This window comes from Variovorax sp. 10L426 (assembly GCF_056395305.1).
This window is the reverse complement of record NZ_JBFTJF010000026.1, coordinates 14153-27737: the sequence shown is the minus strand read 5'-3', so window position 1 is coordinate 27737 and position 13585 is coordinate 14153. Positions and strand designations below refer to the sequence as shown.

Sequence of the window (13585 nt, the reverse complement as noted above, 5' to 3'; positions counted from 1 at the left end):
AATGAGAAACACTTCATCTTGACAAACGCGCGCTGTCGCACGGCGGGATGCCCGCACCGGCCGGCGCCGCACACAGCTCGCGCAGTCGCTTCACCAACTGCTCGGGCTGCACCGGCTTGAACATCACCACCAGACCGCTGTCGTAGGCTTCACGCACCAGCACCGGGTCAGTGTCGCCGGTGATCAGGATGACAGGTAGCATGCGCCCGGCCTGGGCGCGCAGGCGGTGCGTGGCGCCGATCCCGTTGAGTTCGCCGTGCAGCCGGAAGTCCACCAGCAACGCGTCGAGCCTCGCGCCTTCGCGCGCCACCACGACGCCCGCCTCGTCCACCGTCTGCGCGGTGTGGATGGCAGCGCAGTAGGGCGCGAGCCATAGGCGCATCGCCTCACAGACTGCTGCCTCGTCGTCCAGCAGCAACACGCGCAGCGGCCGCTCGGGCGTCGCTGCACCGGCGCTCGCCACCCAGGGCACCGGCGCACCGGCGACGTTGGCGACCGCACTGGCCCGGGCAGCAGCGCTGGGGTGCAGCGGCAGCTCGATCCAGAACACGCTGCCCCGCCCCGGCGCCGAACGCAAGCCCACCTCACCTTCCAGCAGCACCGCGAGCCGCCTGACGATCGCCAGCCCGATTCCGAGCCCGCGCGCGCTGTCGCGATGGAGGTTGTCCACCTGGTAGAACTCATCGAACACCCGCGACAGGTGCTCGGCGCCGATGCCGCGCCCGGTGTCCCACACGGCCAGCCTGATGCGCCCGCCGCGCGGCCGCGCGCTCACCAGCACGCCGCCGCGCTCGCAGTACTTGAAGGCGTTGTCGACGAAGTTGAACAGCACGCGCAGCAGCAGATCGGCGTCGCTCACGATCTCGCACGGGATCGGGTGAAAGCGTAGCTGCAGGCCGGCCGCGGCGGCGCGGTCTTCATACAGTTGGGACAGGCGCAGGAAGATCTGATCGATCGCCACTGGCGCGAACACCGGCTGCACCGCGCCAGCGTCGATCTTGGAAATGTCGAGCAATCCGTTGAGCAGACCGCTCACCGACTGCGTGGCCTCCACCACGCGGTCGGCCAGCCGTTGCGCCGGGGTGCCCTGCACTTCGCGCCGCAGCGCCTCGGAGAACAATGCCAATGCGTGCACCGGTTGGCGCAGGTCGTGGCTGGCCGACGCGAAGAAGCGGCTGCGCTCGGTGTTCAGCCGCTCCAGGTCGTGCGACTGGGCCATCAGCTGTCGGGACAGCTCTTCCTTCTCGATCTGCGAACGCAGGCCGGCGCGCAGCAGTTCGCTCTGCTGGCGCGCAAAGCGCAACGCCACGATCGCGTACAGCAGGATGTAGGTGCACAGGGTCCAGCCGACCGCTCCGCCCTGGACCCCGGCGCGTGTCGCCATGCCCAGCGCCAGCGGCACGAGCCATACGTAGGGGGCCGTGCGCGACGGCGCCACCACCGGAACGACGCCTGTCATCAGTCCCGATACGAACACCGCCTGCACCGCCAGCCACTCGGTCGGGATCGGACCCAGCGGCATCAGGAACCACGGCCCCAGGCCCCAGGCCACGCTGGTCGCGGTGTAGGGCGCGAAGTAGCGCCAGTTGCCGGCCGGTTGGCGTTCGGCGTATTGGGGCGCCGGGTACACCCGCAGGTTCTGTTCGAGGAAGTACAGGCGCACCATCAGCACAGCACACACGAGCGCCACCCACAGGAAAATGGCAAGCCGCGGGCCGGTGAGCGCCGAGAAGACCGCTGCGAACACAGCCACCGCCATCAGGCCCTGGCGCACGGCCGAATGACCCAGCACGAACAGCCGCCGACGCAGCCGGTCTTCCAGTTCGCGGTCCAGCAGCGCGCCCTCGGCAAGAGCTGCCAAAGGCGGTAAGCGATCCGCCTCGCCGGCCGACGCCTGCGGTGTGAACACCTGCCGGGAAGGCTGATCGAGGCTTGCCGTCATGGTCCAGCGAGTCTAGCGCCGGGATGCCGCGGCGGCGACCTGTGCAGCGCTTGCATCTCCCGCGCGCCTCGCAATGTCGCTGAACGAGAGATGGTCGCGGAAGTGCTCAGCTGGCGTGAGTTGCCCCTACAAGAGCCTACAAGATGGCAAGCACCATCATCACCAGACCCACGATGCTCACCCCCCAGATCGCCGTGCGCAGATAGACGATCCCGGCGTAGTAGACCGGGATGTACAGCACGCGCGCCCAAAAGAATATTTCCGCCCCCGTGGCGATCTTCGGACTGGTGGCGCCCGCTGCATGCGCAACCAGCGCGATCGCGACAAAGAGCACGAAGTTCTCGAACGTGTTTCGGGCGGTGCGCTCGGCCCGTCCCGCGAATCGCGTGGCTTCGGGCAAGTTGTCGCGGTTCCCGAGCGCAAGCCTGGTGCCGGGGAAGGTCCATCCTTTGACCCGGATGAGGCTCGCGACAAGCGTTGTGAGAAACGTAAGGATGGCCATGTAGATCACGAGCGTCAGGGTGGTGGTCATATCAAGGTCCTGGTTGATCGATGTGCGGCGTCTCAGCCTCGGGCGCGCCATTGTGCGCCGGAGTGTTACATCTGCGCCTCCCTACACTCGACGCCATGGCCAAAGAAAAAACGATTTACGTCTGCAGCGAATGCGGCGGCACGAGCGCCAAGTGGCTCGGCAAATGCCCCAGCTGCGGCGCCTGGAACACATTGATCGAGCAGGTCGCCGCGCCCGCGGGCGGCACCGCCAACAACCGCTTCGGCACCCAGTTCGCGGCGCTCGCGGGCTCCGCCGAGCTTGCGACCCTGTCTGAAATCGAAGCCTCCGAGGTCGCCCGCACGCCCACCGGCCTGGACGAACTCGACCGCGTGCTGGGCGGCGGCATCGTCGACGGCGGCGTCACGCTCATCGGCGGCGATCCGGGCATCGGCAAGTCCACGCTGCTGCTGCAGGCCGTCGATGCGCTGCAACGCGCCGGCCGCAACGCGCTCTACGTCACCGGCGAAGAAAGCGGCGCGCAGGTCGCGATGCGCTCGCGCCGGCTCGGCCTCGACCATTCGCAGGTGCAGGTGCTGGCCGAGATCCAACTGGAAAAGATCATCGCCACGCTCGACGCCACGCGACCCGCGATCGCGGTGATCGATTCGATCCAGACTGTCTATTCAGACCAGCTCACCTCCGCGCCGGGCTCCGTGGCGCAGGTGCGCGAATGCGCGGCGCACCTCACGCGCTTCGCCAAGGCCAGCGGCACGGCGGTGGTGCTGGTCGGTCACGTCACGAAAGAAGGCGCGCTCGCCGGGCCGCGTGTGCTGGAGCACATGGTGGACACGGTGCTGTACTTCGAAGGCGACACGCATTCGAGCTTCCGGCTGGTGCGGGCGATCAAGAACCGCTTTGGGGCGGTCAATGAGATCGGCGTGTTTGCGATGACGGAGCGCGGGCTCAAGGGTGTTGCGAATCCGAGCGCGATCTTCCTGAGCCAGCACGCGGAGCCGGTCCCTGGGAGCGTGGTGCTGGTGACGCTGGAAGGCACGCGGCCGATGCTGGTGGAGATTCAGGCTCTGGTCGACAACGGTGGGCCGAGCCCGAGGCGGCTGTCGGTGGGGCTGGATCGGGATCGGCTGGCGATGCTGCTGGCGGTGCTGCATCGGCATGCGGGGGTGGCTTGCATGGATCAGGATGTGTTCGTCAACGCCGTGGGTGGGGTGCGGATCAGTGAGCCGGCGGCGGACTTGGCAGTGATGCTGGCGATCACGTCGAGCTTGCGGGGGAAGCCGCTGCCCAAGGGGTTCATTGCGTTTGGGGAAGTGGGGCTGGCCGGTGAAGTGCGGCCGGCGCCGCGTGGGCAGGAGCGGTTGCGTGAGGCGGCGAAGCTGGGGTTCAGTGTGGCGATCGTGCCGAAGGCGAATGCGCCGAGGAAGGGGGCGAAGGAAATTGAAGGGCTGACGATTCATGCGGTGGATCGTATTGAGGAGGCTCTGGATATCGTGAGGCAGATGCAGTAGCGCTGGCATACTGCGCGAGTCGCGTCGAAAAAGGACGCGATCGGGTTTGGAAGCCCGCAATGGAGTTTTTTACGGCGAAAGCCGCAGCTGCCTTTGGCCTGCGGCTTCGTCGCTTGTGCCCCTGTTTTTGGCGGCTCGAGCGGGAGGACGCAAGTCCTGCCGGTTCTTTCGTAAGAAACTCCCCCGGTCTTCCAACCCGTTCGGGCCGCCGCCTCCGTTTGGAAGCGGATGCGGCGGTTGAAGCGAGACCGTTTCAATAGGGAGTTAAAAAAATGGCTAAGTCTGATCGCTCAACCGCGAGTTCTTCCGGCAACCCTAATTCCAAAAGGCGAAAAGCCACTGGACGCCGCCCGGCAACAAGTCCCGCGCTTCGGAAGTCAGCCAAGAACAGGGCGGCACGCAACGCCGCGCTACTCGTCGAGGACGAGTTCAACAGCCTGCGCGCGGCGCACCGTGCGTACGCCTGTGTGCAAAGCTTTCTGACGCCGAGTTACTTGCAGGAAATCGAGGAGTTCCGCATTCAGCCGATCGAGTTGAGCGCTTTGATGGAGGTGGTCAACGCGGAGATGGTGCGGCGCATGCAGACGGTGACCGATGCGATTCGGTCGGTGCGTGAGGCGTTGCACTGAAGACCAATGAAAGCTCGGTCGCACCTTGCGGCTGAGTTGGCCGCTCGACGTCGCCTGGGGTGTCTGCCTAAGCCTCACTCCAGCCATTCGCTGGAGGCGCACAAACGAACGCAGCAACGTGCGCGAAGCTGCCCTGGGGCAACGTCGCTCTTTGCTCTTTGCTCTTCGCCGCGTTCGTCGCACCGGATGATAGGCAAATTCAAACAAAAGCCGCTTTCAATTGACCCTCAAGCGGACATCCAAAAGCTCGGCATCGACGACACAATAGGTCACGCTGAGACGCCAAAGGTAGGCGGTAGCGATCAAGTGTTGGTCGCTCGGGGACTCATTCCAGGCGAGACGCCAACGAGCCGAGCTTTGACTTTAACGCCGATCGGAGATCTTCATCCGCGCCGATGCGAGTTAGTGCGGCTCTTTCAAAGTCCTGTCGATTCGAAAATCGCAGACCTTTTGCTAGGTTGCCCAATAGACCTGATTCTCTAACCGGATACCTGGATACGACGCCATCAACGTCTCCGATCTTCACTAATTTGATAATTCGTGCTAGTTCGTTCGGATAAGGGGACGGCAGTGATAAACTGATCGATCCATCTCTACCTTCGATCATTGAATGACGGTCAGGTAAGGAAAGCATTAGCTTGTCTCTTAATTGTCTCTCTGCGATCCTGCTTGCCAAATGCTCGACTACGTTGCTCGCATTGAGAGCCGTCAACCCAAGGCGTTTCGCCTCACTCAATAACTCCTCCGCCGCAATTCCAAACGTGGCGGCTTGTTGTGCTGCAACTGCCGAAAGCACTTCTGCGGAGTAGTAAAGACTTTCTACCGCAAAGACTGGTAGTGGATATATGCCTTCGCGTTCTAGTTCAGCGGATCGCTCGTCTCCCATTCCGTCGTGATCGACAAGTCCAAATGCTTCTACTCGATGCAATGCAGGGACAGAACGAAGGCCAGCGACAGCACGCATAACCTCGCGGCAATTTTCGCGTGAGCGAATGGAGATCCGAGGAAATAGCAAGGAATACAAAGGCTGGTCAAGACTGTTCGGGATTCCTTCAATAAAAAGAATCTTTCGACGCGACCCGATTAAGTCGGTGCGAAGCGAATCTGGAATTTCGTTTGAATCACTTAGCACATCGATGTCCCATGCGCTGTCTTTCCAGGAGTAGCCGCGTACCAATACAACCTGAGCAGAAGGCGCACTACCGGCCAGCTCAAGCTCGTGTGTACTAACTACGAAACCGCAGTCAGGTCTTTCAGCAATAAGGCCGTTTAGCAAAGGTACAACTATTGATGGATGCAGGTGAAGTTCGGGTTCGTCCACTAAGAAGATCGAGCCCTTCGGCGCCGCGACCACTTCTGCCGAGAGAACTAGCGCAGATCGCTCGCCGTCTGACATTCTCGCGAAACTGTAGACATCGCCTGACTGCGTAGCCTTTAACTCTCCTCCATCAATCAACATGCAAATCGGTAAATTCGCCTGTGCAATCAAGGCGTTTATGCGATCAAGAGGGGAGTTATTTGATTGAAGACGCGAAATTGCAGGTGATGTATTGCCATCTCGCTTAACTTCGTTGGCAGCGTCAATCTTGTACTGCGTTTCCTTCGCCTGAAGATCGTGGATAGCCTTTTCATTGCGCGATGTGCCGGAAATGGCCCGCCATCTGGTATCAGGAGACAAATCCCAAGAGCGCAAATTCTGCGTGAGATTGCGTCGCAATGCAGGCGTGAGCGAAAGGCTTTCGTTGTCGAAGTAATTTGGGCGGGAACCCGGTAGATATACAACCCTCTCCCCAATTTGACCGTGTAATCCATGTATCAGCGCAGACTTTCCTGTGCCGTTTCGACCCAATATGAATACCGGCTTGCCCGCATACACCTCAATGGCGGTCGCCGTCGCGCCAGTTGAAATATTTAGCTTTATCAGAGCGATTTCTGTCATATCAAAATTAATTAGACTACTCGATTGGCTTCGTAGCTGCTTTTGCTGAAGTTAAATTTTTTGCTTTTTGACGCATCAGCCGATGCCGCGGTCGCTATGACGGCCGGTGCTGGCCCGACTGCGGAAGTTCGGGATCTTGCCGGCAACGACCGCTTCCGCACTGCGAACCGGCAATTCGCGCCTGCATGCAGCCCGAGCATTGTCCATCGGCCCCGGCACGACCATGCCCCACCCCCACCATCAATCGCACTCCATGAACGACGACTTGGACGCACGAATCCGTTCAGGCGAGGCACTGAGCGAATCAATGGGCAGTTTCCACGTGACCGAGTGGGATCCTGAACGAAAGGCCCTGAAGGCGGCATTCACGGTTCGGCCCGAGTATTGCCACACCAACGGCACGATCGCCCAAGGCGGATTTATCACGACCTGGCTCGATGCGGCGATGGCGCATGCGGTGATGCACGACACCGCGCATGCGCAAACCGTCTTCAGCCTCGAGATCAAGGCAGCTTCTACGAAAAGATCGGCCCCGGTGAGGGTTGGGTCGAGGGACGCGTGATCGGGCGCGGCAAGCGGGTGACCTTTCTTGAGGCTTCGCTCTACAACCCCGCAGGCAAGTTGGCGGCCGAAGCCACGTCGACCGGGTTACTGGCCGATCTCTAGGCCACGATGTTCGTCGTCGCCAAAAGTGACCGTCGGCCATGCAGTCGGTGAGTTCGCTACAGTCTTGGTCGCCGGGGCCGGACGGTTTGTCGCCACGAAGGCAGCATCCTCATCGCGGTACGGTTGACTTCATAGGCAATCCGCCCAGCGATGAATAGCGAAAGGGGGAAAAGTGGCAGTGAGATTCCGCAAGTCGATCAAGCTTGCGCCAGGCGTGCGCTGGAACATCTCCGGTAGCGGCTCAAGCTGGACGTTCGGTCCGCGTGGCGCTTCTATCGGCGTTGGGAAGAGGGGAACGTTCCTCAACACCGGGATTCCTGGCACTGGCCTTTCCTCTCGAACTCGCCTCTCGTCCGGGAATTCGAGGTCGACACCACGCACCGTACAGAGGGCGCTAGCGGCGCGGCCAGAGCCTGTGCAGGAGAAGATTGCGCTGCTATGTTCCGTTCAGGATGACGGCCAGATCGTATTCACGGACACCGATGGACGGCAGGCGAGCGAACAGCACATCGCGCTCGCGAAAGGCCAGGGCAAGGATCAACTTCGCGCGCTGATTGCGGACTCCTGTGAGCGGATCAATTCGCAGATCAACTCCCTTGACCACATTCACGATGAGACGCCGGATCCGAAGGTGAAGCCGCGCTTCCAAGCGCCAGAGTTCATGGAGCCACCTCCGGTCGCACCGATCAAGCGGCGCGCCAAATGGTGGGAGCGCTTCGTTCCCGGAAGAACCGAATTGATCGCAAGGGAGAACGAAGCGGCGGCCGAGGCCCACAAAGAGGATGGTCGTGAATGGGCGGTGGCCAAGCAAGAGTACGACCAGGACATCGCTCAGCGCAAGGCGCTGGTCGAAGTCGACATCTATCGCGATCTGAGTGCCATGGAGTCCTTTCTCGAGATGGCACTGCAAGACGTGACTTGGCCCCGGGAGACCGAAGTCGTCTTTGAGATCAAAGAAGGCGGAGCCTTGGTGATGCTCGACGTGGACTTGCCCGAGATAGAGGACATGCCGACGCGCTTGGCTGCAGTGCCAGCACGCGGCCTTCGGCTTTCAATCAAGGATCTGTCCGCGACCAGGGTGCAGAAGATGTATATGGCGCACATCCATGGGATCGCCTTTCGGCTCATTGGGGAAACCTTCGCTGCGCTTCCCGTCGCCAAGGACGTTGTCCTCTCGGCCTACTCCCAGCGGCGGAGCACAACCACCGCGCAGCTCAGCGATGAATATCTGCTGTCGGTCCGAGTCAATCGCCTCGATTGGGAGACGATCGATTTCGCGCACTTGGAAGCGCTCGACGTGGTCGAGGCGCTCACGCGGTTCGAACTGCGCCGCACGATGAGCAAGACCGGCGTATTTAAGCCGATTCAGCCGTTCGAGGCTTGAGCGGCATCGTCGCGTCAGCAGACTGGTGGCGATTCGCGAAGGCGGCCTCGAATTGCCTCTTCCGCTGCATTTCGGAGACCCAAAGGCAAACCGAACACTACGTCCTAAGGCTAGGGCATATTCCACAGTTCGTGCCTCGCTTCGTGCCGAAGGGTGCTCTCCAATGGGCACCACAGCCATGATGCCAAGCTGACCAACCTAGGGAATCTCTCCAATGGCCGTCCTGATCCCCGCCCTCGGCACATGCGTCGCCCGCATGACCTCCGGCGAGCGCCGCTTGGCGGAACGGCTTCAGCAGAAGCTCGACGACGACTACCTGCTGTGGTTCGACGTCCCCATCGGCCCCAAGCAATGCCATCCGGACTTCGTGGTCCTGCATCCGCGCCGCGGCCTCCTGATCCTGGAGACCAAGGACTGGCGCCTCGACACCATCCGCGAGGCCAGCCGCGGCGACTGGCAGATCGTGCCCGACGGTGTGCCAAAGAGCGTCCCCAACCCCATCGAGCAGGCCCGCCACCAGACCCTGCAGGTGGTCGATGCCCTCAAGCGCGACGCGCAGTTGGTGCAGCACGAGGGCAAATACAAAGGCATGCTCACCTTTCCGTGGAGCTACGGCGTCGTCTTCACGCGCATCACGCGAAAGCAGTTCGAAGCGGCCGGCCTTTCCCGCGCGATCGAGCCGCACCGGGTGATCTGCTCCGACGAAATGCTCGAAGACGCCGAGCCTGAAGCCTTTCAATCTCGGCTGTGGGACATGTTCCCGCAGCTCATGCGCGGCACGCTGTCGCTACCCCAGATCGATCGCGTGCGGTGGAACCTGTTTCCCGAAGTGCGTGTGCCCGATCAAGGCTCGCTCTTCGACGATGCGAATGAAGAGGCAGCCATCCCGGATTTCCTTCGCGTGATGGACCTGCAGCAGGAGCAACTCGCGCGCAGCCTCGGCGACGGCCACCGCGTGATCCACGGCGTGGCCGGATCGGGCAAGACGATGATCCTGGGCTACCGCGCGGAGTACCTGGCCAAGGCCGCGACCGCCGGTGCGAAGCCGGTGCTCATCCTTTGCTACAACGAACCGCTGGCGGTCAAGCTGCACGCAACGATGCGGGCCAAGGGACTGTCGGACCGTGTGCATGTCCGGCATTTCCACAAGTGGTGCCGCGATCAGCTGGTGGCCTTCGGCCAGCCGCTGCCGCCCAACGAGCTGCCGGTGGGCGCCAAGATGGATCGGATGGTGCTCAACGTCATCGAAGGGGTCGACCGTCGCATGATCCCCTCGGGCCAGTATCTGGCGGTGCTGGTCGACGAAGGTCATGACTTCGCGCCGGAGTGGCTCAAGCTGGTCACGCAGATGGTCGACCCGAGCACCAACAGCCTGCTGCTGCTTTATGACGATGCGCAAAGCATCTACGACAAGCGGCGGGGCAAGCCCTTCAGCTTCAAGAGCGTCGGCGTGCAGGCACAGGGGCGCACAACGATCCTCAAGATCAACTACCGCAACACCCGGCAGATCCTTCAGACCGCCAGCGCGATGGCGTCGGAGTTGTTGCGCCCGCAGGAAAAGGACGATGACGGCATCCCGATCCTGCAACCCGTGAGCTGTGGCCGCGATGGCCCGGAGCCGATCGTCATCGACTTGCCGAGCCCGCGCGAGCAGGCCGACCGCATCGCGGAGCTGATGGCCAGCGCCCACAACGAAGGCCATGCTTGGGGCGACATGGCGGTGCTGTGCCGCAGCTGGGCGCTGATGGACGAGTGCTCACGGGCGTTGAGTCGTCGTCGCCTGCCGCACAAGGTGCGCAAGGGCACGAACGATTTCGATCCGCTGGCCGACGACATCAAGGTGATGACGCTGCATGCGAGCAAGGGTCTGGAGTTTCCGGTCGTCGCGGTGATGGGGGCGCGCCAGCCTGCGGTGGGTAGCGACGCGAGCGCTGCGGATGGCGATGCGCTGGAGGAAATGCGGCTGTTCTATGTCGGGGCGACACGCGCGACTTCACGGCTTATCGTTGCCAACGCGGTGCCGCATTGACCAAGACCTACTTGCTGATCGATCTGCAGAATCGACGGCCAGCGCCGGAATGCGTGGCGCGATGGATGGGCGTAGACGGCGAAGCCTGGATCTTTTTCGGCGAGCAAGAGATCGGCGCACTTCCGCAGTACCTGGAACTGGGCGAGCGAGTCTCCATCGTCGACATCTCCAGGCCCGGCAAGAACTCGCTTGATTTTCACCTTGTGCTCTATCTGGGCTACCTCGTTGGCAGGCACGAACCGAATGCGAGATTCGTGATCGTCGCGGCCGACGGCGACTACGACCCGGTGATCGCTCACGCCCTGTCGAAGGGGCGGAAAGTCGAGCGCGTGGAAGATCTGGCCGTCATGCCCGCGGTCGCCGAACTCCCTTCGAAGTCGGTTGTCGCGACATCGAATGCTCCGCCCAAGTCTGCCGCCAGCGAGTCGCCAGCGCGCGTTCAATCCGTACCAAAGGCCGGGAAGCCGAAGTCCGTGAGCTTGGTATACGGCGGTATCCTGAACGACGTTCGCGGGTTCAGCAGGCCACGAAACCTCGAAGCGTTGAAGACCCGCATCCAGTCACGTATCGGTCAGGAACCAGCACCTGACAAGGTGGCTGCCGTGATTGCCAGGCTCGAGACCATGGATGTGATCAAGGTCATCGAGGGGGTATTGATCTATGCGCCGCTGAGTCCGGCCGCTCGGTCGACCAAGAATTGATCCAAGGCGTGCAATACGTCGCCCGCGATGGCCGTTCCGATACCCGCCTGACATGACCGGGTTAGATACGGGTCGCACTGCTCAAGCTCTTCGCCCTGGGCCCAATCACAAAGGTATCCACGATGCGCAGGAGCATTCTGCTATTGACTTGCCGTTCTTGTAGAGCGTCGCCGCGCAAAGCTTGCTCTTGCTAAGCCTAAACTCAGGTCGAACCGGCTAGTACGTCGAGCATCAGACAGATGTGATGCCCGATCTGTAATTCCTTGTTCTTGCCGAGCCCCGGATACTCCGAAGATTTCACATGGGCAGCGTAGGCATCTAGTACAAAGTTTGTCCCGAACTCAGCGGGGCGCTTCTTCGCCGCGTTAACCAGCTTCTTGACAGCCTGCAGGTACTTGCTTGCTACGTCGCCAACGTCTTTGTCAATGTCATCCGAGACGAAGTGCTCGATCCAGAAGTCGGAAGTGGACTTATTGCGGTAGATCGCGTGGACTGCGACTGCGTGCGGAGTTGTGCCGCCATCCCGAAAGAGGGAGCCAACGGACGTGTAGTCGCCAAATCCTACCCCCTGAGAGGGAAAGGTCTTATGGCGATCTGTGAAGAGTTCGGGCGCGCCGTAGTCAGCGTTCCTGTCAAGTTTGTTGAAGTCGTCCCGTATGTCTACAAACTTGGTCTTAGGCAGCATCGAGCGTTGTGCTGCGGTCATCTTGCCGTTCAGGACAATGTGAAAGCGCACGCGGGGACTGGCTGCAAGCGCATTGATTTCCGCGTCGCTCAGTCCTGGACTCGCGTAGACGATGGCAGTGTCGCCAGTCGGATAAAGTTTAAAAAACGCGTCGATGTTGGACTGGGTGGACGCAGCATGGCAGCGGTACGCGGGAATTAGACTTGGATGAGCCTTTAGAACGGGATCGACCGCCTTTCTCCACGTCTGCGTCGCAGCTCGCGTATCGAGTTGATGCTTGTCTGGGTTGATGATGACCGCTGCTGCACGCCCCGCCTTGCCGAACGCCTCCAAGCATCTCAGCAAGTCATCTGGCTTCGCGTTCACCGGCTCAATGACCGGAACGAGTGAATCGAGTGATCGATAGTCAGCGAGCATCGCTCGCAATGCCAAAAACTCGGATCTTCTTCCATACAAGAATGGAAAGTACATCGTGTAGCCGCCTCCCAGCCGGCAATCGCGTTTATCGCGATGAATACACTTTATGCTAACCGTAACAATGAAGGTGACGCAAGAGTTGAAAGTACTCGATTTCTTTGAGTATTCGACATCGGTGTCGCATATCCCAGGGCTCGCAAGCTCTGTGGCAACGCCGATATGAACTCAACATACGAAGGTTCGGTCGTCCGGGCATGCATCGCTCTGACGAGCGCCTCATGCGCGTGTTCTGCCGACATATCGGTGAAGAGCTTCTCGTAATGAGCAAACAACAACCCGCTGGGCAACTTGGGCTGGGGACCGTAAATCTGCTGTGCCGCTGCCATGTACTCACTACGGCGGAGCATGCGAAGCACCGTCTGTTGACTGATGCTGTGGGCATTGCTAGACGCTGGACGTACGACGCTCAAGTTTTCATCTCGCGTCAGAGCAAGGATGCCCACACGTGCGTCGACGGCCTTCTCAAATCTTTGAACAAACTGAGGATGGGTAACGAGATAGACGCGGTCGAATGCTCTCAGGTAGTCAGCGGACTGTGAGTTCACCCGCTTGGTGGTGTCCAGTTCCGTCTTGATTTCATATGCGGTCGAAGTGCCGTTAAAGACGGCCACATCGACTATTGAGTGGCCGACTTGAAGCTCGACTTGCATGGCGGCCGTCCGAGGACTATGACGCCCAAAGACGATGCGATTGGCGATTGCAGTCTTGTAGACGTACTCGTTGCGGTAGTGCTTCCTGATATCCTCGAATGCCCGCTCAAACAACTGCATGACGGCCGGCCCCTTCGCGCGAGCGGCCACACCCGTGGACGCCAAGAAGGAGAGCGCGGGCACGGTACTTCCCGTACGGGCTAGTGCAGTCAACACCGGGCGTGTAAACATCCTTGCAAGGATTCGGTTGCGTTCGATCGGTGTCATCGTCTGTGTCTGCCAGACTTGCGTATGGCAACGCTTTTGTATTCAGTGCAGCCGCCGGAAGTGATAGGCCTCTAGGGGCGGTTTAGCGCGCACTATAGCGAACCCATCCTGGCCATCGAATCGATCTGGTCAGGCAACGACAGCCGTTGGGGCTTGAAAGCTCGAGCATTGCCCATCAACCCCCGGCGCGACAATCC

Annotated in this window: 11 protein-coding genes and 1 pseudogene; 7 read left to right on the top strand and 5 right to left on the bottom strand. The window is 61.0% G+C overall.

The features are described 5' to 3' along the window. Positions 1-13: 13 nt before the first annotated feature. Positions 14-1942 carry a hybrid sensor histidine kinase/response regulator gene (locus AC1DHL_RS27055; RefSeq protein ID WP_478164004.1) on the bottom strand — a complete coding sequence of 643 codons (1929 nt, stop codon included), beginning with the start codon at positions 1940-1942 and terminating at the stop codon, positions 14-16. 136 nt (positions 1943-2078) lie between these two features. Further along, positions 2079-2474 carry an MAPEG family protein gene (locus AC1DHL_RS27050; RefSeq protein ID WP_478164003.1) on the bottom strand — a complete coding sequence of 132 codons (396 nt, stop codon included), beginning with the start codon at positions 2472-2474 and terminating at the stop codon, positions 2079-2081. 95 nt (positions 2475-2569) lie between these two features. Here AC1DHL_RS27050 and radA point away from each other — a divergent pair, with 95 nt between their 5' ends. Next, a complete protein-coding gene (gene radA, locus AC1DHL_RS27045) occupies positions 2570-3961 on the top strand; it encodes a DNA repair protein RadA (protein ID WP_478164029.1) in 1392 nt (463 codons plus the stop codon). Positions 3962-4233: 272 nt separating this feature from the next. Further along, positions 4234-4590: a hypothetical protein gene (locus AC1DHL_RS27040; RefSeq protein WP_478164002.1), complete on the top strand. Its 357-nt coding sequence runs from the start codon at positions 4234-4236 to the stop codon at positions 4588-4590. Between the two features lie 325 nt (positions 4591-4915). Here the strand turns inward: AC1DHL_RS27040 and AC1DHL_RS27035 are convergent, their stop codons facing one another. Continuing rightward, on the bottom strand, positions 4916-6529 hold the full coding sequence (locus AC1DHL_RS27035) for an AAA family ATPase (RefSeq protein ID WP_478164001.1): 1614 nt from the start codon (positions 6527-6529) through the stop codon (positions 4916-4918). A 199-nt stretch (positions 6530-6728) separates the two neighbouring features. On the opposite strand from AC1DHL_RS27035, the gene AC1DHL_RS27030 reads away from it, so the two are divergent. From AC1DHL_RS27030 to AC1DHL_RS27010, 5 genes and pseudogenes are all read left to right on the top strand, one after another. After that, positions 6729-7091: a PaaI family thioesterase gene (locus AC1DHL_RS27030; RefSeq protein ID WP_478164000.1), complete on the top strand. Its 363-nt coding sequence runs from the start codon at positions 6729-6731 to the stop codon at positions 7089-7091. 276 nt (positions 7092-7367) lie between these two features. Then, a pseudogene (locus AC1DHL_RS27025) lies at positions 7368-7523 on the top strand (DUF4236 domain-containing protein); the annotation flags it as partial. Positions 7524-7610: 87 nt separating this feature from the next. Then, positions 7611-8579, top strand: a complete 969-nt coding sequence (locus tag AC1DHL_RS27020; protein ID WP_478164030.1) for a DUF4236 domain-containing protein — start codon at positions 7611-7613, stop codon at positions 8577-8579. Between the two features lie 214 nt (positions 8580-8793). Continuing rightward, positions 8794-10608 (top strand): DEAD/DEAH box helicase, encoded by a 1815-nt coding sequence (locus AC1DHL_RS27015; RefSeq protein ID WP_478163999.1) that lies wholly within the window; start codon positions 8794-8796, stop codon positions 10606-10608. A gap of 11 nt (positions 10609-10619) precedes the next feature. Next, positions 10620-11309, top strand: coding sequence for a PIN domain-containing protein (locus tag AC1DHL_RS27010; protein ID WP_478163998.1), 690 nt, complete (start codon positions 10620-10622; stop codon positions 11307-11309). A 202-nt stretch (positions 11310-11511) separates the two neighbouring features. On the opposite strand, the gene AC1DHL_RS27005 is transcribed toward AC1DHL_RS27010, so the two are convergent. Together AC1DHL_RS27005 and AC1DHL_RS27000 are read right to left on the bottom strand one after the other, a co-directional pair. Further along, on the bottom strand, positions 11512-12465 hold the full coding sequence (locus tag AC1DHL_RS27005) for a sce7725 family protein (RefSeq protein ID WP_478163997.1): 954 nt from the start codon (positions 12463-12465) through the stop codon (positions 11512-11514). A 50-nt stretch (positions 12466-12515) separates the two neighbouring features. After that, entirely contained in the window at positions 12516-13388 is an 873-nt protein-coding gene (locus tag AC1DHL_RS27000) for a sce7726 family protein (protein WP_478163996.1), read from the bottom strand. Positions 13389-13585 lie beyond the last annotated feature (197 nt).